The sequence below is a fragment of the Streptomyces sp. NPDC035033 genome, from assembly GCF_040636735.1.
Classification (GTDB): Bacteria; Actinomycetota; Actinomycetes; order Streptomycetales; family Streptomycetaceae; genus Streptomyces.
Window position 1 is genome coordinate 1 of sequence record NZ_JBEZUZ010000108.1, and the last position, 22222, is coordinate 22222.

General features: G+C 76.9%; 17 protein-coding genes and 1 pseudogene. 7 read left to right on the top strand and 11 right to left on the bottom strand.

The window, feature by feature from the left end; translation table 11 throughout:
* The 5 genes and pseudogenes from AB0E83_RS30680 to AB0E83_RS30700 all read right to left on the bottom strand — a co-directional run.
* A pseudogene (locus tag AB0E83_RS30680) lies at nt 1-1635 on the bottom strand (hypothetical protein); the annotation flags it as partial.
* Between the two features lie 129 nt (nt 1636-1764).
* The gene (locus AB0E83_RS30685; RefSeq protein WP_362119101.1) at nt 1765-2688 is read right to left on the bottom strand and encodes a hypothetical protein; all 924 of its coding nucleotides are present in this window, start codon (nt 2686-2688) and stop codon (nt 1765-1767) included.
* Nucleotides 2685-3362, bottom strand: a complete 678-nt coding sequence (locus tag AB0E83_RS30690) for a hypothetical protein (RefSeq protein ID WP_362119104.1) — start codon at nt 3360-3362, stop codon at nt 2685-2687. Before AB0E83_RS30690 ends, AB0E83_RS30685 begins: the two co-directional genes overlap by 4 nt.
* On the bottom strand, nt 3359-4888 hold the full coding sequence (locus AB0E83_RS30695; protein ID WP_362119107.1) for a hypothetical protein: 1530 nt from the start codon (nt 4886-4888) through the stop codon (nt 3359-3361). The genes AB0E83_RS30690 and AB0E83_RS30695 overlap by 4 nt, the downstream gene beginning before the upstream one ends.
* 137 nt (nt 4889-5025) lie before the next feature.
* Nucleotides 5026-5742, bottom strand: a complete 717-nt coding sequence (locus AB0E83_RS30700) for a GntR family transcriptional regulator (RefSeq protein WP_362119110.1) — start codon at nt 5740-5742, stop codon at nt 5026-5028.
* A gap of 260 nt (nt 5743-6002) precedes the next feature.
* On the opposite strand from AB0E83_RS30700, the gene AB0E83_RS30705 reads away from it, so the two are divergent.
* The 5 genes from AB0E83_RS30705 to AB0E83_RS30725 all read left to right on the top strand — a co-directional run bounded on the left by AB0E83_RS30705 (nt 6003) and on the right by AB0E83_RS30725 (nt 10457).
* The gene (locus AB0E83_RS30705) at nt 6003-7283 is read left to right on the top strand and encodes an MFS transporter (protein ID WP_362119113.1); all 1281 of its coding nucleotides are present in this window, start codon (nt 6003-6005) and stop codon (nt 7281-7283) included.
* Nucleotides 7280-8083 (top strand): putative hydro-lyase, encoded by an 804-nt coding sequence (locus tag AB0E83_RS30710; RefSeq protein WP_362119116.1) that lies wholly within the window; start codon nt 7280-7282, stop codon nt 8081-8083. The genes AB0E83_RS30705 and AB0E83_RS30710 overlap by 4 nt, the downstream gene beginning before the upstream one ends.
* 120 nt (nt 8084-8203) lie before the next feature.
* Nucleotides 8204-8968 (top strand): 5-oxoprolinase subunit PxpA, encoded by a 765-nt coding sequence (locus tag AB0E83_RS30715; protein WP_362119119.1) that lies wholly within the window; start codon nt 8204-8206, stop codon nt 8966-8968.
* The gene (locus AB0E83_RS30720) at nt 8965-9597 is read left to right on the top strand and encodes an allophanate hydrolase subunit 1 (protein ID WP_362119122.1); all 633 of its coding nucleotides are present in this window, start codon (nt 8965-8967) and stop codon (nt 9595-9597) included. The genes AB0E83_RS30715 and AB0E83_RS30720 overlap by 4 nt, the downstream gene beginning before the upstream one ends.
* Entirely contained in the window at nt 9594-10457 is an 864-nt protein-coding gene (locus tag AB0E83_RS30725) for a biotin-dependent carboxyltransferase family protein (protein WP_362119125.1), read from the top strand. Before AB0E83_RS30720 ends, AB0E83_RS30725 begins: the two co-directional genes overlap by 4 nt.
* Here AB0E83_RS30725 and AB0E83_RS30730 read toward each other — a convergent pair.
* From AB0E83_RS30730 to AB0E83_RS30755, 6 genes are all read right to left on the bottom strand, one after another.
* On the bottom strand, nt 10444-14055 hold the full coding sequence (locus AB0E83_RS30730) for a hydantoinase B/oxoprolinase family protein (protein WP_362119128.1): 3612 nt from the start codon (nt 14053-14055) through the stop codon (nt 10444-10446). The genes AB0E83_RS30725 and AB0E83_RS30730 overlap by 14 nt on opposite strands.
* Nucleotides 14052-15002, bottom strand: a complete 951-nt coding sequence (locus AB0E83_RS30735) for an SGNH/GDSL hydrolase family protein (RefSeq protein WP_362119131.1) — start codon at nt 15000-15002, stop codon at nt 14052-14054. Before AB0E83_RS30735 ends, AB0E83_RS30730 begins: the two co-directional genes overlap by 4 nt.
* Nucleotides 14999-16213, bottom strand: a complete 1215-nt coding sequence (locus tag AB0E83_RS30740) for a glycosyltransferase (RefSeq protein ID WP_362119146.1) — start codon at nt 16211-16213, stop codon at nt 14999-15001. The genes AB0E83_RS30735 and AB0E83_RS30740 overlap by 4 nt, the downstream gene beginning before the upstream one ends.
* 71 nt (nt 16214-16284) lie before the next feature.
* Nucleotides 16285-17406: a glycosyltransferase family 1 protein gene (locus tag AB0E83_RS30745; RefSeq protein ID WP_362119134.1), complete on the bottom strand. Its 1122-nt coding sequence runs from the start codon at nt 17404-17406 to the stop codon at nt 16285-16287.
* Between the two features lie 415 nt (nt 17407-17821).
* Nucleotides 17822-19318 carry a HEAT repeat domain-containing protein gene (locus AB0E83_RS30750; RefSeq protein ID WP_362119137.1) on the bottom strand — a complete coding sequence of 499 codons (1497 nt, stop codon included), beginning with the start codon at nt 19316-19318 and terminating at the stop codon, nt 17822-17824.
* A gap of 274 nt (nt 19319-19592) precedes the next feature.
* A complete protein-coding gene (locus AB0E83_RS30755; RefSeq protein WP_362119140.1) occupies nt 19593-19985 on the bottom strand; it encodes an ankyrin repeat domain-containing protein in 393 nt (130 codons plus the stop codon).
* Between the two features lie 355 nt (nt 19986-20340).
* On the opposite strand from AB0E83_RS30755, the gene AB0E83_RS30760 reads away from it, so the two are divergent.
* Together AB0E83_RS30760 and AB0E83_RS30765 are read left to right on the top strand one after the other, a co-directional pair.
* Nucleotides 20341-20535 (top strand): hypothetical protein, encoded by a 195-nt coding sequence (locus AB0E83_RS30760; protein ID WP_030493667.1) that lies wholly within the window; start codon nt 20341-20343, stop codon nt 20533-20535.
* A gap of 37 nt (nt 20536-20572) precedes the next feature.
* Entirely contained in the window at nt 20573-22174 is a 1602-nt protein-coding gene (locus AB0E83_RS30765) for a hypothetical protein (RefSeq protein ID WP_362119143.1), read from the top strand.
* Nucleotides 22175-22222 lie beyond the last annotated feature (48 nt).

Below are 22222 nucleotides of genomic sequence, written 5' to 3' on the forward strand. Positions count from 1 at the left end.
CCGGACGGGTGACCCGGGTGTAGCTCTGCGGCTTGGTCTCGACGAGGCCCTCGACGGTGAGCCGGGCCAGGGCGTCGCGGACGGGCGCGCGGGAGCGGTCTCCTGCTCGACCTCGGCGAGGCGCTGGCGGAGGTGGCCGGCCTCGCTGCGGGCGCGCTGGGCCTCGGTGGCGGCGGCGGTGGCGTCCCGGTGGGCGGCCTCGCTCGCCTCCTGGAGGGCGGTGGACCGTTCCTCCTCCTCCGCGGCGTGGCGCTCGCCCTCCTCGGCGGCGGAGGCCAGGGCCCGTACGAGGTCGGCGGCGGCCCTGGCGCGGGCGGCGAGGGCCGGGGCGGCGTCGCGCTCGGCCTCGCGGATGGCGGCGGCCACGCGCGCGGAGCGGTCGCTCGCGGCGCGGTGGCGGAGCACCGATTCGGCGGCCTGCCAGGCGGAGTGCAGGGTGCGGGCCTCGATGAGCTCGCGGCGCTGGGAGGCGGCGCCCTTCTCGGCGGCGGCGAGCGCCAGGGAGGCGTGCCGGTAGGCGAGTTCGGCGGCGATCAGCGCGCTGCGCTCGCGGGCCGTCTCGGCCTCGGAGACGGCGTGGCCGGCGGAGGTGACCTGCTGGGCCAGTTCGGCGGCACGCGCGCGCTCCCCGGCGGCGCGGCCGGAGAGCCGGCGGGCCAGGGTGCGGGTGCGGCGCTCGGCGCCGGCGTGCACCTCGCGGGCGCGGGAGCGGGTCGCGGCCGCGTCGACGATGCGGTTCAGGAGGTCGACGGAGCCGGCGGTGAAGTCGCGTTCGGCGGTGAGTTCGGCGCGGCGGCCGAGCTTGTTGCCGAAGCCGCCGACGAGGTCGGCGAGGCCGTCGGTGTCCCGGGTGTCGGTGACCGCGCGGAGGAGGAGGTCGGTGAAGTCGGAGTCCTTCTTGACCGCGAAGAGGCCGGCGGCCTCGCCCTCGTCGGCGTTCATCTCGCGCTGGTAGCGGAAGAGTTCGGGGTCGAGGCCGAGCTCGCCGAGGTGCTCGTTCCAGCGGTCGTGGATCTCCTCCCAGACCACGTCGAGGTGCGGGTAGGCCTTGCCGGCCTCGGTGAGGGCGTCGCGGAAGCCCTTCATGGTGCGGCGGCGGCCGGTGGCGCCGGAGGCGCCCTCGGCGGCGGGGCGGACGGAGGTCGCCTCGGCGACCGGGAGGTTGTCCAGGCTGAGGCCGGGGCCGGGGCGGAAGGAGTACCAGGCCTCGGCGAACTTCCTCGGGTCGTTGGAGACCTGGCGGCCGCGCCACTCGCTGACCTTGCCGACGACGACGAGTTCTCCGGTGAGGGTGTGCTGCCACTCCAGGGCGACGTGGCCGCAGTCGTCGGCGAGCAGGAACTTGCGGAGCACGCCGGAGCTGGCGCCGCCCAGGGTGTTGCGGTGGCCCGGGAGCATCACCGAGAAGATCAGCTTGAGGAGGACGGACTTGCCGCCGCCGTTCTCCAGGAAGAGCACGCCCGCGGGGGCGGGGCGGCGCGGCGGGCCGACCGGCTCCTCCTCGAAGAACTCCGCCTGGGTGGGGGCGGGGTTCGGCACGGGGGCGCCGACGCCGCGCAGGTCCAGGACGGTGTCGGCGTAGCGGGCGCCGGCGGGGCCGATGGAGTAGAGGCGGACCCGGGACAGCTCGTACATGGCGAGGGACTCTCGTGCTCTCGTGCTCGGGGAGTTCGGTCGCGCGGGCGGGGACGGCGTCGCGCGCGGGCGGGGCGGGGGCGGAGCGGGTGTGGGACGGGTGCGGGGTGCGGGGCTGCGGTGGCGTGGTTACGCGTGGAAGGGCAGGCCGGCGTCGGCGGCGAGCTCCAGGTCGTCGCCCTCGGGCGGCGGGACGAGGGTGGCGGTGCCGTCGCTGACGGGGACGATGCCGAGGTCCAGGAGCTCGGTCAGGGCGGCGGAACCGGCCATGTCGCGGACCTGGAGCTGGTAGCGGGCGGTGGTGCGGTAGGAACCGCCGCCCTCGTCCCCGGTGCGCTGGAGGAAGCCGGAGTCGGTGAGGAAGGCGACGGCCTTGGCGACGATGCCGGTGGTGGAGCCGGCGAGCCGGCGGGCGTCCTTGGTGGCGCCGGTGGTGGAGCGGCGGGACCAGACGCGCCAGGCGGCCTCCAGGCCGGGGGCGTCGGAGGCCGGGTCGGTGTTCTCGCCCTGCTCCTCGGCCCGCTGCTCCAGGCGGAGGCACGCCTGGCGGACGAAGGAGTCCACGCCGTTGACGGTGAGGCGGCCGATGTAGGCGTCGTCGGCCAGGTCCTCGGGGCGGGGGAAGGCCATGGCGGCGACGGCGAGGTGGGCGAGGCCGTGCAGGAAGCGGTCGGCGGAGTCCGTGTTGGCGCGCCGCGCGTAGTCGCCCATGCGGACGGCGAAGACGGAGTCCTCGCCGGCGGTGACGGCCATCCCCGCGCGCGGGGAGACCTCCAGGACGATCAGGCCGAGGCCGGTCGCGACGGCGTCGGCGAGCCGCGCGAAGGCGGGGTCCTCCTGGTAGCGGCGGAGCAGTTCGGCGTACTCGGCGTCCCGGGCGGGCAGCAGCTTGGGCTGGAGCCCGAAGGAGACGAGCCGCGCGGCGTCGGCGGCGTCGGCGGGGGTGACCGCGGCGGCCTGGGGAGCCGGGGCGGCGGGGGCCGGCGGCCGGGGGGACTCCTGCTCGCTCCGCGCGTCCGCGTACTCGGTGTGCTGGACGGCGTTGTCGCTCACGGCTGGGGCTCCTCGGTACGGCTCTCGTTCGGTACGGCGGGGGTGCCGGCGGGCAGGGGCAGCGGCACGGGGGTGACGGCGGCGGGCGGCGCGGGCGCCTCGTCCGGCGCGGGCGGCGGCCCGTCGGGCGTCCCGAGCCGTACGGCGCGGACCGTCGGCAGCCCGCGGCGCCGCGCGGCGGCCCGGGGCGCCTCCGGCAGGGACACGGTCCCGAGCCGGGGCCGGTCACCGGGCCCGTCCTCCGCCCCCGCGGGCGAGTCCACGAAGGGCGCCAGGAGACGGGGGCCGGGGGACGCGGGAGGCGTCTGATCCGCTCGGGGTGCCCGGGACGAGGGCGCCAGGGGCGGGGTCGGGAGGGCGGTCACGGCGGGGGTGGACGCTGTCGGCACCGGGGCCGCCGCCGGGATGTCGGTCGGCGCCGGGGCCACCGGGGCGTCGGGCACGGCCGGGAGCGCCGGGTCGGTGATCGCGGCCGGGGCCGCCTGGGCGGCGGGCTCGGCCGGGGCCGCCGGGTCGGTGATCGCGGCCGGGGCAGCGGGCTCGGTCGGGGCCGTCTGGGCGGCGGTCGGGGCGGCGGGTTTCGGGAGCCACGCGCGGGTGGCCCGGGCGAGGCGGCGGCGCGGGCGGGAGCCGGGGTCGGCGGAGGAGGGGGCGGCGTCGGAGACGTACGTCACGACGCCTCCGTACGGTCGGCGGCCATGCCCGCGGCGTCGAGGAGCGCGGTGCCGACGATGAGGTCGGCGCCTCCGAAGCCGGGGTCGTCGAGCGGGGTGCCGTCGTCGACGGCGAAGAGCAGGCGCTCCTCGCCCTGGCGGTAGGCGGTGCCGACCGGGGGGCTGGCCGCGTGGACGGCGAGCAGGGCCACCAGGTAGGCGAGGTCCTCGCCGCCGGTGGCGCGGGCGTCGGCGAGCAGGCCGGAGAGCCGGCGCGGGGCGTCGTGCTCCAGGTCCAGCAGGCTCAGCGCGTCCGCGAGCTGGCGCTCGCTGAAGCGGGAGTCGTCCGGAGTGGCGATCAGGTCCGGCTCGGGCATCTCCGCGCCGAGGTGCTCGCGCTCGACGGGGGGCGTGAGCAGCAGGTCCACGAGGTCGCCGAGGCGGACGGAGGAGGGGGTGCGCAGGCCGGTGCCGCGCGCGAAGAAGGCGTCGGTGACCCGGGTGGCGCGCTCGACGGGGAGCGGCAGCACGGGCGCGACGAGCTGTCCGTACACGTCGAGGCCGGTGTACCGGGTGGGCGCGGCGAAGGCCTGCCGGTCCTGTTCGGCGCGGAACAGCGGGCCGGCCTCCAGGAGCCGGGACTGGAGCTGGGTGTGGCGCTGGATGCAGTCCTTGACGATGTCGACCAGCTCGGCGGCGCGGCGCTTGTGCTCGGGCTCCTCCGCCTCGTCGCGGGCCTTGCGGATGTTGGTCAGGATCGCGTTCTCGTGGCGGTAGCGGTCGGCGACGTGGTCGAGCGCCTCGGCGATCATGTCGGGAACGCTGTTGAGCCAGTCCACCGCGCGCACGTTGCGCCGGGTGGCCTCCAGGGTCTTGCGGAGGGTCTCGGCGTACTGGACGGTCCGGTAGCGGGCCTGCTCGGCGGCGAGCTGCGCGTCGGCGAGGCGGCCCCGGCTGATGAGGACCTCCAGCTTCACCTCGGCGGCGATCTGGGCGCTGGTGACGTCGGTGTCGAGGGCGCCGACCAGGACGTTGACGGCCTCGTCGGTGGTCCGGAGGCAGACCGTGCCGCCGTAGCCGGGGACCTCCTCGATGAGCTTGAAGTCGTAGTCCCGGCGGACGTACACGCCGTCGGTGCCGAAGGTGCCGTAGACCGCGCGGAAGCCGCGGTCGACGCTGCCGACGTTGATCAGGTTCTCCAGCACCCAGCGGGCCACGCGCTCGTGCTCGGCGGCCGGGCGCTCCGGGGCCTGGGCGGCGACGCGGGGCAGCAGCCGGGCGACGACCTGGTCGTGGTCGGCGCCGGTGTCGAAGTCCATGTGGAGGGTGACGAGGTCGATCGCGGCGAGGGCGACCTCGGCCATCGCGTAGACCGTGTACTCGCCGGCGAGGTTGGCCTTGCGCGCGTCGAGGTCGTGCAGCGGCGCGGTGCACGCGAGCGCGCGCAGGCGCCGCGCGAGCCCTTCGTCGGCGGCCGGCCCCTGCGCGGGGCGCGGCCCCGCGCTGAGCTGGGGCGGAGCGAGGTCCGTCGAGGCAGGCGAAGTCACGGTGCACAGAGTAGGTCCTCGCACTGACACGGGTCGAAACGGCGCAGAAACCACCGCCCCGGCCCCCTCCCGGCGGTACCCTCCGCCGTCGCCCGGGCCCGTCCTCCTCCGGCCGGTCCGCCGGCGTCCGGCGGGCGCTACTCCTCCCCGGCGGGTTCGTCCACGGCCCGGGCGCAGGCTGCGGCGACGCGGCTCCGGGAGTCGTCGAGGTAGCGGGCGAGGAGGCGTTCGGCGCCGGCCCGCTCCCCCGCCCGCAGGGCCTCCAGGATCTCCTTGTTGCGGGCGAGGTAGGGCTCGTGGAGGGCCCGGGGGTCGTCCACGACGTGGAAGGCGAGCCGGAGTTCGGCGAGGACGCTCCGCATCAGCTCGTCGGTGCGGGCGCTGCCGGCGAGGGCGACGAGCTCGCGGTGGAAGTGGATGTTGGCGGTGGAGACCCCGCGCCAGTCGGCGGCCCGGGCGGCGGCCTCGCCCTCGGCGACGGCGGCCGCGAGGCCGGCCACGGGGAACGGCGGGTGGCCGAGGCCCCGGACGACGGCGCACTCGACGAGCCGGCGGGTGCGGTAGATGTCCTCGACGTCGTCGACGTCGAGGACGCGGACGAAGACCCCGCGGTTCAGCTCGTGGACGAGCAGCCGCTCGTGGGTGAGGAGCCGGAAGGCCTCGCGCAGGGTGTTGCGGGAGATCCCGAGGGCACCGCCGATGCTCTCCTCGGAGAGCCGGGTGCCGGGCGGGAAGAAGCCCTCGGCGATCCGGGTGCGCAGGATGTCCGCGACCCGTTCCGCCGTGCTGGTGCGCCCGAGCAGCACGCGGTCGTCCGCCAGCCCGCCGATCGTCCCGGTGCCGCTCGCGTCCACGGTCCCCCTCCCTGCCGGGGCCGTCGGCCCCGTCGTCGTCCGGCCGTCGAGTCAACCGCAGAAACGGATCCGGGACAACACGCCTCTTGTCGAATCGTTGAACAATCCCCTACCTTGGCGCCACCGCACACGGTCACCGCCGGAACACGTACCGGTACGGGACGGCACGGACGCGGCGCACGCGGAACGGCAACGGAACGGCACACGCACGGCCCTCTCGTACGTCTCTCAGGCACGCCTCCCCCACCTGCGAGGTGCAGATGAGCACGACACAGACCCGGCTGTCCGCCCAGGACGGTCCGCCCGACGCGTCGGGCGCGTTCGGCTGGCTGCGCGCCCTCGGCCCCCGCGGCCGGCGCGCCTTCGGCGGCGCGTTCGGCGGATACGCCCTGGACTCCTACGACTTCTTCACCCTGCCGCTGTCGATGGTGGCGATCGCCGCCTACTTCCACCTCGACAAGGGCCAGACCGGACTGCTCACCACCGTGACCCTGGTGGTCTCGGCGCTGGGCGGCGCCCTCGCCGGGGTCCTCGCCGACCGGGTCGGCCGGGTCAGGGCGCTGATGGTCACGGTGCTCACCTACGCGGTCTTCACCGTCCTCTGCGGCTTCGCGCCCAACTACGAGACCCTGCTGGTCTTCCGGGCGTTCCAGGGGCTCGGTTTCGGCGGCGAGTGGGCGGTCGGGGCGATCCTGGTCGCCGAGTACGCCTCCGCCCGGCACCGGGGCCGCACACTTGGCGCCGTGCAGTCGGCGTGGGCGGCCGGCTGGGCGCTCGCGGTGGTCGTCTCCACCCTGGTCTTCCAGTTCTTCGAGGCGGACCTGGCCTGGCGGATCCTGTTCTGGACCGGTGCCCTGCCCGCGCTGCTCGTGGTCTGGGTCCGGCGGAACGTGGAGGACGCCCCGGAGGCGGCCGCCGCGCGCGTGGCGAGCGCCGAGCGGGGCTCGCTGCGGGCGGTGTGCCGGCCCGGGCTGCTGCGCGTCACCCTCTTCGCGACCCTGCTGTCCACGGGCGTGCAGGGCGGCTACTACACGCTCGCGACCTGGGTGCCGACCTTCCTCAAGACCGAGCGCGGGCTCACCGTGGTCGGCACCGGCGGCTATCTGACGCTGCTCATCTCCGGCGCCTTCATCGGCTACCTGACGGGCGGCCACCTGACCGACCGGATCGGCCGGAAGCGGAACATCGCGCTCTTCGCCGTCCTGTCGGCGGTGTCGGTGATCGCGTACACCCAGATCCCGACGGGCGCCAACACCCTGCTGCTGGTCCTCGGCTTCCCGCTCGGCTTCTGCATGTCGGCCATCTTCAGCGGCTTCGGCTCCTTCCTCGCCGAGCTGTACCCGACGCCGGTGCGCGGCACCGGCCAGGGGCTCACGTACAACACCGGCCGCGCGGTCGGCGCGGTCTTCCCCACCCTGGTCGGCTTCCTCTCCGAGAGCTGGGGCGTCGGCGGTGCGCTGGTCTTCGGGGCGGTGGGGTACGGACTCGCCGTGGTGGCCCTGCTCGGCCTGCCGGAGACGCGCGGAAAGGAACTCGGATGAACGGCACCGACCCGGCGACGGCACCCGTCCCCGGACCGCGGGAGGCACGCGCGCGTGCGCGGGCCGGGACGGCGGGCCCGACGGCCGGCTGGGCGCCCGGCCACGCCCAGGCCAACCTGATCGCGGTCCCCGCCGACTGGGCCTACGACGTGCTCCTCTTCTGCACCCGCAACCCGAAGCCCTGTCCGGTCCTGGACGTCACCGACGCCGGCTCCTGGACCACCTCGCTGGCGCCCGGCGCCGACCTGCGCACCGACGTCCCGGGCTACCGCGTGTGGGAGGACGGGCGGCTGGTGGCGGAGCCGGCGGACGCCACGCCGTACTGGCGGGACGACCTGGTCTCCTTCCTCATCGGGTGCAGCTTCACCTTCGAGGGGGCGCTCGCCGCGGCGGGCGTACCGCTGCGCCACGTGGAGCAGGGCCGGAACGTGTCGATGTACGTGACCGACCGGGCCTGCCGGCCTGCGGGGCGGCTGCACGGGCCGATGGTGGTGTCGATGCGGCCGGTTCCCGCGCGGCTCGTGCCGGTGGCGCGGCGGATCAGCGGGCTGCTGCCGGCGGTCCACGGCGGGCCGGTGCACGCGGGCGATCCGGCGGCGCTCGGGATCCGCGACCTGGACCGGCCGGACTTCGGGGACCCGGTGGTGGCGGAGCCGGGGGACGTGCCGGTCTTCTGGGCCTGCGGGGTCACCCCGCAGGCGGCCGTCATGGCCTCCCGCCCGCCGTTCGCGATCACCCACGCGCCGGGCCGGATGTTCGTCACCGACGTCCGGGACGAGCAGTACCGGATCGACGTCTGAGACCGCCTCCCCGCGCGCGTGCCGCCACGCCGGCACAGCACCACAGCACCACAGCACCACAGCACCACAGCACCACAGCACCACAGCACCACAGCACCGACGAAGGGATACAGCACCGTCATGAGCGGGGTCTCGATCGATCTGAACGCCGATCTCGGGGAGGGCTTCGGCCGCTGGACGCTGACCGACGACGAGCGGCTGCTCTCGGTCGTCACCAGCGCCAACGTGGCCTGCGGCTTCCACGCGGGGGACGCGGTCACCATGCGGCGGGTGTGCGAGCTCGCCGCGGAGCGGGGGGTGCGGATCGGGGCCCAGGTGTCCTACCGGGACCTGGCCGGTTTCGGGCGGCGCGCCATGGACGTGCCGGCGGCGGAACTGGCCGCCGAAGTGGCGTACCAGATCGGGGCCCTGGAGGTCTTCGCCCGCGCGGCGGGCTCCCGGGTCTCGTACGTGAAGCCGCACGGGGCGCTCTACAACCGGGTGGTGGGCGACGCGGAGCAGGCGGCGGCGGTCGTCGACGGGGTGCTCCTCGCCGGCGGCGGGCTGCCGGTGCTCGGGCTGCCCGGTTCGCGGCTGCACGAGGCGGCGGCGCGGGCGGGGCTCCCGACGGTCGCCGAGGCCTTCGGCGACCGGGCGTACCGGGCCGACGGTTCCCTCCTGCCACGGGGGCGGGAGGGGGCCGTCGTGCACGATCCGGACGCGGTGGTCGAGCGGTCGGTGGCGCTGGTCCGGACGGGCACGGTGACCGCGCACTGCGGGACCGCCGTGGCCGTCCGGGCGCGCTCGCTCTGCCTGCACGGGGACACCCCGGGCGCGGTGGAGCTGGCCCGGCGCGTCCGGGCCGGCCTGGAGGCCGCCGGGGTCACCGTGGGGGCCTTCGCGTGAGGGTGCTGCGGGCGGGCGAGCGGGCCCTCCTGGTCGAACTCGCCGACGGCGCCGCCGCGGAGGCCCTCCACGCGGAGCTGCTGCGCCGCCGGGCGGCGGGCGCGCTGCCCGGCGTGCGGGAGATCGTGCCGGCCGCGCGGACGGTGCTGCTCGACGGGGTGGCCGAGCCGGCCCGGCTCGCGGCGGAGCTGCCCGGCTGGGAGCTCCGGCCGGGGCACGCGCGCGTGGGGGAGGTCGTGGAGGTCCCGGTCCGGTACGACGGGCCGGACCTGGCGGAGGTGGCCGCCCTGTGGGGGGTGTCGCCCGCGGAGGCGGTACGGATCCACTCCGCGGCCGAGTTCCGGGTCGCGTTCTGCGGCTTCGCCCCCGGCTTCGGCTATCTGACCGGGCTCGGCGCGCGGTACGAGGTGCCGCGCCGGGCGACTCCGCGGACGGCGGTGCCCGCCGGGGCGGTGGCGCTGGCGGGGCCGTACACGGGCGTGTACCCGCGCTCCTCGCCGGGCGGCTGGCAGCTGATCGGGACGACGGACGCGGTCCTGTGGGACACCGGACGCGAACCGGCGGCGCTGCTCTCCCCCGGCACGCGCGTGCGGTTCACGGTCCTGGCGGGCGCGGAGGGCGGGCGGTGAACGACCGTGCCGTGGCCGTGGTCCGGGCGGGCGCCCTGACCACCGTGCAGGACCTGGGACGGCCCGGGTACGCGCACCTCGGCGTGCCCCGCTCCGGCGCCCTCGACCCGGCCGCCGCCCGGCTGGCGAACCGGCTGGTCGGCAACGAGGAGGGGGCCGCCGTCCTGGAGACCACCGTGAACGGCTGCGCGCTGCGGCCCCGGCGGGCGGTGACCGTGGCGGTGGGCGGCGCGCCCTGCGCGGTCCGGGCGGACGGCCGGCCGCTGCCCTGGGGCACGGCGGCGCGGGTCCCGGCCGGCGCGCTCCTGGAGGTCGGCCCCGCGGTGCGCGGGCTGCGCTCGTACGTGGCGATCGGCGGCGGCGTCGCCGTCGATCCGGTGCTCGGCAGCCGCTCCACCGACCTGCTGTCCGGGCTCGGCCCGGCGCCGCTGGCGGACGGGGCGGTGCTGCCGCTGGGTGCGGCCGCGGCCGTACGGGGGCCGGTCGACGCTCCTCCCTGGCCGGGTCCGCCGGACGAACTCGTCCTGCGGGTCCGGCTCGGGCCGCGCGACGACTGGTTCACACGCGGGGCGCTCCGCGTCCTCACCACGCGCGCGTACGTGGTGTCCCCGGCGAGCAACCGGATCGGGCTGCGGCTCGACGGGCCCGCCCTGGAGCGCGCGCGGCCCGGTGAACTGCCCAGCGAGGGCATGGTCCTGGGCGCGGTGCAGGTGCCGCCGGACGGGCGTCCCGTGGTCTTCCTGGCGGACCATCCGACGACCGGGGGCTATCCGGTGGTGGCGGTGGTGCGGGAGGCGGACCTGGGGGCGGCGGCGCAGGCCCGGCCGGGGACGCCGGTCCGCTTCGTCACGGCCGGGTGACCCCTTCCGGCGGCGGGGTGCCGTAGCCCCCGCCGCCGGGGGTGCGCAGGACCAGGACGTCGCCGGGGCCGGCCTCCGCGGCCGCGACCCCGGCGAGGCGTTCCACGGAGCCGTCGGCGCGTTCGATCAGGTTCTCGCCGAGCGCGCCCGGCTCGCCGCCCGCCATCCCGTACGGGGGCACCCGCCGGTGGCCGGTGAGGAGGGCGACCGTCATCGGTGCCAGGAAGCGCAGCCGCCGCTCCACGCCGTCGCCGCCGTGCCACCGGCCCCGGCCGCCGCTGCCCTCGCGGACGGCGAAGGCGTCGACGCGGACCGGGTGGCGCCATTCCAGGACCTCGGGGTCGGTGAGGCGGGAGTTGGTCATGTGGGTCTGGACGGCGTCGGCGCCGTCGAAGCCGTCGCCCGCGCCGGAGCCGCTGGCGACGGTCTCGTAGTACTGGACCCGGTCGTCGCCGAAGGTGAGGTTGTTCATGGTGCCGGAGCCCTCGGCCTGGACGCCGAGGGCCGCGTAGAGGGCGCCGGTGACGGCCTGGGAGGTCTCGACGTTCCCGGCGACGGTGGCGGCCGGCGGTTCGGGGGCGAGCATGGAGCCGGGCGGGACGCGGATCTCCAGGGGTTCCAGGCAGCCGCCGTTGAGGGGGATGGGCTCGTCGACGAGGGTGCGGAAGACGTACAGGACGGCGGCCTTGACGACCGCGGTGGGGGCGTTGGCGTTGCCGGGGAGCTGCGGCGAGGTGCCGGTGAAGTCGAGGACGGCGGAGCGGCGTTCGCGGTCGACGCGGACGGCGACCCGGATGACGGCGCCGGAGTCGGTCTCGTACCGGTGGGTGCCGTCCTTCAGCCGGGCGACGATCCGGCGGACGGACTCCTCGGCGTTGGCCCGTACGTGGCGCATGTAGGCCCGGACGGCGTCGAGGCCGAACTCGGCGACGGCCTTGCGGAGTTCCTCGACGCCCTTCTCGTTGGCGGCGATCTGGGCGCGCAGGTCGGCGAGGTTGGTGTCGGGGTCGCGGGAGGGGTGCGGGGCGCCGGTGAGGAGGGCGCGGGTCTCGGCCTCGCGGAGCCGGCCGTCGCGGACGAGGAGCCAGTTGTCGAAGCGGACGCCCTCCTCGTCGATCGTGCGGCTGAAGGCGGGCATGGAGCCGGGGGTGATGCCGCCGATCTCCGCGTGGTGGCCGCGGGAGGCGACGAGGAAGCGGAGCTCGCGCCCCTCGTCGTCGAAGACGGGGGTGACGACGGTGACGTCGGGCAGGTGGGTGCCGCCGTGGTACGGGTCGTTGACGGCGTAGACGTCGCCGGGGCGGAGGTCGCCGGCGCGGCGGCGCAGGACCTCCTTGACGGTCTCGCCCATGGAGCCGAGGTGGACGGGGATGTGGGGGGCGTTGGCGACGAGGTTGCCCTCGGCGTCGAAGAGGGCGCAGGAGAAGTCGAGCCGCTCCTTGATGTTGACGGAGTGGGCGGTGTTCTCCAGGCGGACGCCCATCTGCTCGGCGATGGCCATGAAGAGGTGGTGGAAGACCTCCAGGAGGACCGGGTCCACGTCGGTGCCGGCGGCGGTGCGGGCGGGGCGCGGGACGGCGCGGGTGAGCAGCAGGTGGCCGGTGGCGGAGGCGGTGGCCCGCCAGCCGGGGTCGACGACGGTGGTGGCGTCGTCCTCGGCGAGGATCGCGGGGCCGTCGACGGTGTCGCCGGGGCGCAGGTCCTCGCGGCGGTGGAGCGGGGTGTCGGAGGCGGTGGCGCCGTCGTGGGTGCGGACGGTGGCGCGGGGGACGAGGGGTCCCGTCCGGGTCCCGGTGGGGACGTGGGCGGGGCCGTGCGGTCCGGCGGTGCCGACGGCCTCGACGGTGACGGCCTCCACGACGAGCGGCTTGTCCATGGTGAAGGCGTAGCGGGCGCGGTGGTCGGCGGTGAAGGCGGCGGCCATGGCGGGGGCGGGGCCGAGGTCGACGGGGAGGCTCGCGTCGGTGCCGGCGTAGCGGAGGAGCACGCGCGCGCGGGTGGTGATCGCGGTGTCGGGCAGGCCGTCGGCGCGGAGTTCGGCCCGGGTGCGGTCGGCGAGTTCCGCGGCGACGGCGGTCACGCGCGCGGGGGTGCCGGGTTCGTCGAGCGGGGCCTCGACGGAGCGTTCGCGCAGGGCGGTGGCGTCGGCGAGGCCGATGCCGTACGCGGAGAGGACGCCGGCGAGCGGCGGGACGAGGACGGTGTCGACGCCGAGGGCGTCGGCGACGGCGCAGGCGTGCTGGCCGCCGGCGCCGCCGAAGCAGGTGAGGGCGTAGCGGGTGATGTCGTGGCCGCGCTGGACGGAGATCTTCTTGACGGCGTTGGCCATGTCGAGGACCGCGATCCGCAGGAAGCCGGCCGCGACCTCCTCGGGGGTGCGGCCGCCGCCGACCTCCTGGGCGAGGGCCGTGAAGCGTTCGCGAACGATCCTCGCGTCGAGGGGCCGGTCGCCGTCCGGGCCGAAGACGGCGGGGAAGTGGTCCGGCTGGATCCGGCCGAGCATCACCTGGGCGTCGGTGACGGTGAGCGGGCCGCCGCGCCGGTAGCAGGCGGGGCCGGGGACGGCCCCGGCGGAGTCGGGTCCCACGCGGTAGCGGCGGCCGTCGTAGTGGAGGACGGAGCCGCCGCCTGCGGCGACGGTGTGGATGCTCATCATGGGTGCCCGCATCCGCACCCCGGCCACCTGTGAACCGAGTTCACGCTCGAACGTGCCGGCGTAGTGTGACACGTCCGTGGACGTGCCGCCCATGTCGAAGCCGATGACGCGGTCGTGTCCGGCCCGGGCGGAGGTACGGGCCATGCCGACGACGCCGCCCGCCGGTCCGGAGAGGACGGCGTCCTTGCCGCGGAAGTGGGCGGCCTCCCGCAGTCCGCCGTTGGACTGCATGAACATCAGGCGGATCCCGGCGAGTTCGGCGGCGACCTCCTCGACGTAGCGGCGCAGCACCGGCGAGAGGTAGGCGTCGACGACGGTGGTGTCGCCGCGCGGAATCAGCTTGATCAGCGGGCTGACCTCGTGCGAGCAGCTGACCTGGGTGAATCCGGCGGCCCTGGCGGCAGCCGCGACGCGCTGTTCGTGCTCGGGGTGGCGGTAGCCGTGCAGGAGGACGACGGCGGCGGAGCGGAGGCCCTCGCTGCGGGCGCCGGCCAGCGCGGCGGCGACGGCGGCCTCGTCGAGGGGGCGGACGACGGCGCCGCGGGCGTCGACCCGCTCGGGGACCTCGGCCACGCGCGCGTACACGGCCTCCGGCAGCACGATGTGCCGGTCGAAGAGGTGGGGCCGGTTCTGGTAGGCGATCCGCAGGGCGTCCCGGAAGCCCTCGGTGATCAGCAGCAGGGTCGGTTCGCCGCGCCGCTCCAGGAGGGCGTTGGTGGCGACCGTGGTGCCCATCTTGACGACGGCGACCCGGTCGGCGGGGACGGGCTCGCCGGGGGCGAGGCCCATGAGGAGCCGGATCCCGGCCACGGCGGCGTCCTGCCGGCGGGCCGGGTCGTGGGAGAGGACCTTGCGGGTCACCAGGCGTCCGTCGGGGCGCCGCCCCACGACGTCGGTGAAGGTGCCGCCCCGGTCGATCCAGAACTCCCAGCGCCCGCTCATCCCTCCATTGTCGCCGCGAGGGCCTCGGCGAGGGCGGCCTCCGCGCGCGCGTCGAGCGGGCCCGTGCCGCCGCCGTCCCCGTGGAGCAGTTCCTCCCCGGCGAGCAGCAGCAGTTGCGGCAGCAGGTCACGGCTGCGGCGCAGCACCCAGCCGGTGCCGGCGGTGGCGAGCCAGAGGACGGTCCCGGCCCGGGTCGGCGGCGGCTCGGACGCCTCCGGGGAGGGCGCGGGGCCCCGGGCGAGCCCCCGCTCCGCGAGCAGCCGGTGGAAGGCCGCGGCGACGGCGCGGTGGCCGCGCTCGCCGGGGTGCAGCCGGTCGGCGCTCCACAGCCGCCGGTCGTCGGTCCAGGCCGGGTCGGCGAGGTGGAGGTGGACGGCGCCGTGCCGGTCGGACAGGGCGTGCACCACCGCGTTCACGGACCGGCGGCGGCGGGCGAGCGGCCGGGCCAGCGGCGCCGGGAGGCCGAGCATCCGGCCGGGGTCGGGCAGACAGGCCGTCAGGAGTACGGCTCCGGCCGCGTCGAGCGCGCCCAGGGCCCGGTCCAGGCGGCGGGCGAACAGGCCGATGTCGAAGGTGTGCCGCAGGGTGTCGTTGACCCCCACGACGACCGAGGCGAGGTGCGGCCGGAGGGCGACCGCGCGCGGCACCTGGTCGTCGGCGACGTCCGCGCCGAGCGCGCCGCTGACGGCGAGGTTGACGAACTCCAGGCGCTGTCCGGGCCCGGCGAGCCCGTCGGCGAGCAGCGCGGCCCAGCCGCGCCACGCCCCGGCGGCCCGGTCCCCGACGCCCTCGGTGAACGAGTCCCCGAGGGCGACGAACCGCAGCGGCGCGGTCTCCGGCGCGGCGGGCCCGCCGGGCCCCGGAGCCGCCTCCGGGACGCCCGGGCCGGTGCCCCGGACCGGGAGGGGCGCCCCCTGGGCGGGGACGCGCCCGCGTACCGGGGTCATCCGCCGGCCTCCTGCCGCCCGGCCGGGCCGGCGACGGCGGCCGGAGCCGCGACCGGGCTCACGGCCGGACCCGCGGCCGGGCCGGCGGGGGCCGCCGTCGTGGCCGCCTCGTGGGCCCGGAGGAAGGCCGCCACCGAGCGGTCCCAGGAGAAACGCTCCGCACGCGCGCGTGCGGCGGCCCGGCGGCCGGCCTCCGGCAGGGCGAGCAGCCCCCGGGCGGCGTCCGCGAAGGCGGCCGGGGCGTCGGCGGCCGCGGCGCCGGCCGTGCCGACGACCTCCGGGAGGGCCGAGGAGGCGCTGACGACCACGGGGGTCCCGCAGGCCAGCGCCTCCAGGGCGGAGAGCCCGAAGGTCTCGGCGGGGCCGGGGGCCAGGCAGAGGTCGGCGGCCGCCTGGAGGTCGGCGAGCTCCTCCCGGTCGGCGACGTGGCCGAGGAAGCGCACCGGCAGGCCCCGGTCCCGGGCCTGCCGTTCCAGGCCGGCGCGCAGCGGCCCGTCGCCCGCGACGACCAGCCGGGCCGGCACGCCCGCGTCGCGCAGCCCGGCGAGCGCGTCCAGCGCCGTGCCGGGACGTTTCTCCACGGAGAGGCGGGAGCAGAGCACGAGCAGCACCCCGGCGCCCTCCGCGTACCGGGCCCGTACGGCGGGGTCGCGCCGGCCGGGCCGGCAGCGCTCCAGGTCGACGCCGAGCGGAGCCCGTACGACGTTGCGGGCGCCGACGCGGGCGAACTCCTCCGCCGCCCAGGCGGTGGTGCACACGATCCGGCCGTAGGCCCAGGCGCTGCGGCGGTTGAGCCGGTCCGCCGCGCGGGCGGCGAGCGCGGCGGGGACGCCCCAGGTGCGCAGGACGCCGTCGGCGGTCTCGTGGGAGACCATCACGGAGGGGACGCGGGCGCGGCGGGCCCACTCCCCCGTCCAGCGCAGGGTGGTGCGGTCGGAGACCTCGATCCGGTCGGGGGCGAGCGCGTCGAGGAGGCCGGCGAGCCGCCCCCGGTCGGTGAGGACGCGGTAGCCGCCGGTGCCGGGGAGCTCGGGGCCGGGCAGGGTGATCACCCGGCCCTGTCCGGTCGGTTCGTCCGAGGCCGTGGCGCCGGGGACGACCAGGACGGGCTCGTGGCCGGCCGCGCGGTAGCCGCGCCCGAGCCGGTCGAGCGCGGTGCGCAGCCCGCCGGAGGTGGGGGTGACGAAGTTCGCGAGCCGGACGATGCGCAGCCCGTCGCGGCCGTACGAGGCGCGGTACGCGCGCGTGGGGCCGCCCTTCCCGGGGCCGCGCGGCGTCCCGTTCACGCCGCCACCGCCGTGCGCTCCCGCAGGACCTCCAGGTAGTGGCCGATGAGTTCGTCGCCGAGCGCCTCCCAGGTGCGTCCCTCGACCTCGGCCCGTCCGGCTCTGCCGTAGGCGGCGCGCAGGGCGGGGGCGGCGGCGAGGGCGGTGACGGCCTCGCGGAGGGCGACCGGGTCCTCCCGGGGGACGAGGAGGCCGGTGCGCCGGTGGGCGACGAGGTCGAGCGGGCCGCCGGCGGCCGGGGCGATCACCGGCAGGCCGCTCGCCATCGCCTCCTGGACGGTCTGGCAGAAGGTCTCGTACGGGCCGGTGTGGACGAAGAGGTCGAGCGAGGCGAAGATCCGGGCCAGGTCGGCGCCGGTGCGGCGGCCGAGGAAGCGGGCGTGCGGGAGGCGTTCGCGCAGGGCGGGGTCGCTGGGGCCGTCGCCGACGACCACGAGCCGGATCCCCGGGAGCCCGTCCGTGGCGGCGAGGAGCTCCACGCGCTTCTCGGGGGCGAGGCGGCCGACGTAGCCGACGAGGAGCTCGCCGTCGGGGGCGAGGGCGCGGCGCAGGGCGGGGTCCCGGCGGCCGGGGTGGAAGCGCGTGGTGTCGACGCCCCGCCCCCAGAGGCGTATCCGCTCGATGCCGTGGGCCTCCAGGTCGCGCCGGGCGGCGGTGGAGGGGGCGAGGGTGCGGTCGGCGGCGCCGTGGACGGCGCGGAGCCGGCGCCAGGCGGTGCCCTCGCCCGCGCCGACGTAGGTGCGGGCGTAGCCGGCGAGGTCCGTCTGGTAGACGGCGACGGCGGGCACCCGCAGCCGCGTGGCGGCGGCCATGGCCCGGACGCCGAGGACGAAGGGGCCGGCCAGGTGGACGAGGTCGGCGCGGTGGGCGGCGAGGGCCGCGGCGACGCGGCGGCTGGGGAGGGCGACCCGCACCTGGGCGTAACCGGGCAGGGGCAGCGAGGGGACGCGGACCACGGGGCACGGCGCGTCGGCGTCGGCGGCGGGGTCGGGGACGGCCGGGGCGATCACGAGGGGCTGGTGGCCCCGGCGGACGAGGTGGCGCGCGGTCTGCAGGGCGCAGTGCGCCACACCGTTGACGTCAGGAGGGAAGGATTCGGTGACGATGACGACACGCATACGGGTGTTCTCGTCGCGCCCGGCGTGTCCCCGCCGACGTGGATCTGGACGCGGGGGGAACGTCCCGTGAGCTTTTCCCTCCCGGCCGCGCGGCGCCGCTCCGGCGCCCCGGCCGGTGCCGCGCGACGGCCTCGGAGCCGTACGGGACGCGTCGCCGGAGCCGTACGCCGAACCGGGCCGGGCCGGGCCGGGTCGCCGGAGCCGTACGCCGGGTCGGGCTGGGCCGGGCCGGGCCGGGCCGGCGAAGCCGTACGCCGAGCCGGGCCGAGCTGCCGGAGCCGTACGCCGAGCCAAGTGTGCCGGGAACCGCGGTGCCGTCCCGGGGGCGCCTCCGGTCCCGGGGCGGGGCCACGATCGGCGGGCGGTGCCGCCGCAGGCCGCGCCGCCCCGGGCGGGGCGGTGGCGGGTGCCGGGGTCAGACCTGGAGGTCGGGCCCGATGCGGTTGCGGACCGCCGTCTGGACCTCGACCTCCTCGGCCGGGTCGGCGGCGAGGCGGCGCAATCGCTCGGCCACGCGGACGTCGGCCGTCTCGGCGTGCTGGGCCGCCAGTTCGCGGGTGGTCTCCTCGCAGTCCCAGAGGCATTCGACGGCGAAGCCGCTCGCGAAGGAGGGGTCGGTGGCCGCGAGGGCGCGGGCGGTGCGGCCGCGCAGCTGGGAGGAGGCCGTCTCCCGGTAGACGTGGCGCAGCACGGGGGCCGCGCAGGCGATGCCGAGGCGGCCGGCGCCGTCGACGAGGACGCCGAGGGCGGGCGCGTCGGGCCCGGTGGTGCGGATGGCGGTGCGCAGGGCGCCGAGGACGAGCCCGGCGTCCCGGTCCTCGCCGCGCGCGGCGAGGAGTTCGCCGGCGGCGGTGCCGAGGGGGTCGGTGCGGTGGATCCAGGCGCGGGCGCGGGCGACCGCGTCCTCGCCGCACATGCGGAGGTAGGCGGTGACGGCGGCCCGGGCGACGGCCAGGGCGTCGCGGTCGACGGCGCCGGGGACGTCGCCGTACGGGGCGCCGTCCGCCGCCGTGGCCGCGGCCTCGGCGTCGAGGGGGTGGACCGCGTCGGCGGCGGCCTCGACCAGGTCGAGCACGGCGGGGTCGCGGGTGGCGGCCAGGTGGTGCAGGACGGCGGCCCGCGCGCCGGGGGCGCCGCGGCGGCCGGCGGCCAGCAGCTCGGGGCGGTCCTCCGGCCCGGCCACGGCGGCCAGGCAGCGGGCGGCGGGCCCGGCGAGGTCGGCGCCGCGCTCGTACCCCTCCTGGGCCCAGTCGAGGACGGCGCGCACGCTCCAGCCGGGGCGGGGCCCGGTGGGGCGCAGCTGCCGCTGCCAGCGGTCGAAGGAGCCGTTTTCCTGGGCGGCGCGGACGCGGGCGCCGACGGCGTCGCGCTGGTCCTCGGCCCACAGCCGCCAGGGCCGGGGCTCGAAGGCGTCGCGGACGGTGGTGGCGAGCTCGGCGTCGCCCGACGGGTCGCGGGGGAAGCGGGCGAGGACGGGCTCGGCGAGGGAGCGCAGCCCGGCGTCGTCGTCGCGCACCGCGAGCTCGTCGAGGGCCCAGGCCCAGTTGGCCCCGGTGGCCGCGTAGCGCCGGAGCAGGAGCAGGGCGTCGCGGCGTCCGTAGGAGGCCAGGTGGCCGAGGACGGCGAGGGCGAGCCCGGTGCGGTGCTCCTCGGTGTCGAGGTGGTCCTCGGGCGCGAAGAGGTGCGCCTCGATGGCCTCCAGGCCCCCGTGGAGGTCGAGGTAGAGCCGGGCGTAGTACAGGGAGCGGTTCTCGACCCGCCAGTCGTGGCGGGGGTCGGCGAGCACGCAGTGGTCGAGGGCCGCGAGGGCCTCGGCACGTGGCGCGGCGAGGGCGTGCAGGGTGCCGTCGCCGCGGCCCCGCTGCAGCAGGCCGAGCAGGGTGCCGCTCGGCGCTATGGCTGGTTCGAACATGGGAAGACGCCTCACATCAAGCTGTCGACACGACGGTGTGGACCGGGGTGGGCCGGGCCGGGCGCTGGGCCCGTCGGCGCGGTGCCCGGCCTAGTAGGCCGCGGGACAACATGTCGGGCCGTCCGTCGTACGTCGCTTGTGCGCGCTGCTCATCTTCCTCTGCCTCTCGTCCGTGGCCTGGCCGGACGGCCGGGCTTGTCGTCATGATGACCGACCGCCTCCACCGCCGCGACCACATTTACGGCACCGTTCCCACCTGGGGTTCAGACCTCGTTCACCGGGTGGTGAAGAGCTCCAGGAGCTCGGTCTTCCCGAACATGCGGGCGGTGTCCACGGCGGACGGAGTGCCGGACTCCGGATTCGCGCCGCCGGCCAGGAGGGCGCGGATCACGGCCTCCTCGCCCTTGAAGACGGCGCCGGCGAGCGGGGTCTGGCCGCGGTCGTTGGCGCGGTCGGCGTCGGCGCCGCGCTCCAGGAGGGCGGTGACCGCGGCGGCGTGGCCGTGGTAGGCGGCGAGCATGACGAGCGAGTCGCCCCGGTCGTTGGTGAGGTTCGCGGGGACGCCCGCGTCGACGTAGGCGGCGAGGGCGGCGGCGTCGCCGGTGCGCGCCAGGTCGAAGACCTTCGACGCCAGCTCGACGACCTCGGGGTCCGGGGTCTCGCTCATCTTCACTTCCGCCTTCCGTGCTCCGCGGTCCGGGCGCGGGCCGCCCGGTACCGCCTGCCCTTGACCTGCGCACGGCAAGCGCGGCCGTACGAGTGAATCGACAGGGTACTGCCCGGACGGCGACATGACCGCGTCCGGCCGAGGCAAGGATCACGGCGTCCACCGCCCGTGACCAGCGTCCCTCGACGCCCCTTTACCCCACTTCCGCGTTTTCGCCACCCGGGACGGCGGTCACCGTCGGCCGGTCAAGTGAAAACGCCCGCTATTCACCCGAATGCACCTTTAGTCACATAGATACTTGCCGTGAACCTGGAAGGACTCATCGTGACTGTCCCCTCAACCAGGAGAAGAACCAATGATCCTGTCCATCTCAGGCGTGGTCCTGCTCGGCATCATCTGCTTCCTGTTCTTCAAGAAGGACGGCCTCAAGGCCTCGCACGCCCTCGTCTGCGCGCTCTTCGGCTTCTACCTGGCGGGCACCGCCATCGCACCGAGCATCACCGCGGGCGGCCAGAGCCTGGCCGGCCTGCTGGGCGGAATCAAGTTCTGACGCCTCTCACCCCCTTCCACCACTCCAGGAGTACGACGTGGCCCGGCGACCACTCCCCCGCATTCTGAGCAGCGGCAGCGTGCAGCTCGCGCGCAGCCGAGAGATCGCGCGGTCGGCCGCCGACAGCGCCACCGACGTGCTCCATCCGCTGATCACGGTCTCCCGCGGTCTGCGGAAGCTGGCCGCGTCCGCGCGCGCCAAGTGGGCCGCGACCCCCAAGGAACGGCGGGGTCCCGCGCTGTTCCTGGTCGCGGCCTGCGTCCTGGTCGTCGCCCTGGTGCCGTACGGGCCGCTGCTCGCGCTCGTCGCGCTCATGGGCGCCGCCGCGTGGAAGGGGCGTGAGAAACCGGTCGTGAGGACCGGACCCGACGAGGCGGAGGTCGCCCGGCTGAAGGGCCTGTACGAGGCCCTGGTGCCGTACTTCTCCGTCCCCGAGGACCCCGAGCCGCTCTTCGCCCACGGCGGCGACTGGAGCCGGGCCTTCGGCGACCACGCCTTCGACGAGGACGGGCGCCTGACCCGGCTGCGGATCTCCTACCCGCCGTACTTCCCGGACGGCGAGGCGGCCTCCCGCGCCCGGATCGAGCAGCTGCTCCACGCCAAGTCGGGGCGCGGCCGCGAGTACCTCTTCGACTGGGACGAGGAGGGCAACCGGCTCGTCCTGAGCGTGCTGCCCGCCCTCCCGACCACCATCGCCGCCCAGCGGTTCGTCACCGCGCCGGGCGAGACCGTGCTCGGCTTCACCGACGCCGACGCCGTGCAGCGGACGGTGCCGGTCGTCTCGGCGGACGGCTCCGAGGACGCGCCGGCCGTCGTCTGGCGCACCGGCCCCCGCTCCACCGAGCCGCACCTGCTCGCCGTCGGCCAGCCCGGCAGCGGCACCACCTCCCTGCTGCGCTCCCTCGCGCTCCAGGCCCTCGCCCACGGCGACGTGCTGATCGTGGAGGGCGCGGGCACCGGCGAGTACGCCTGCCTGGTCGGCCGCGACGGCGTCCTCGGCGTCGAGAGCGAGCTGTCCGGCGCCCTGGCGAGCCTGGAATGGGCCGCCCACGAGACCGAACGGCGGCTGATCTCCGCCAACCGCGCCCGGCAGGCCGGCCACCCGGCCCCGGCGGACACCCGCCGGCCGCTGTGGATCCTCCTCGACCGCCCCGGCGTCCTCGGCCACCTGGCCGCCGCCCAGGGCCGCCCCGACCCCCAGGAGCTGCTCCAGGTGCCGCTGCGGCACGGCCGCACGGCCCAGGTGACGGTGGTCGTGGCCGAGCAGTTCGACACGGCCGACTCCCTCCACGAGGGGGTACGCGCGCACACCCGCGCCCGCGTGGTCCTCGGGCCCGCCTCCCCCGACCAGATCGCCGCGGTGCTCGGCGCCGCGCCGCACACCACCCCGACCCCGCAGGTCCCGCCGGGCCGCGGCTACGCCCGCCTCGGCACCGGGCCGGTCCTCCGGCTCCAGGTGCCGGCCACCCCCGACCCGTACGACGACGCCGCCGGCGACACCGCCCGGCAGGCCGTCCTCGACCTGCTGCCGGAGCGGCGGCCGGCGGCGACGGTGGCCCTGGAGAAGGTGCCGGAGGCCGCGGCCGAACCGACCCCCGGCCCCTTCCCCCGCCACGCCCCGGTCCCGGCGGAGGGCTGACCCGGCACGGCGCGCACGGCGACGGCCGGTACGGACCCCGGGGTCTGT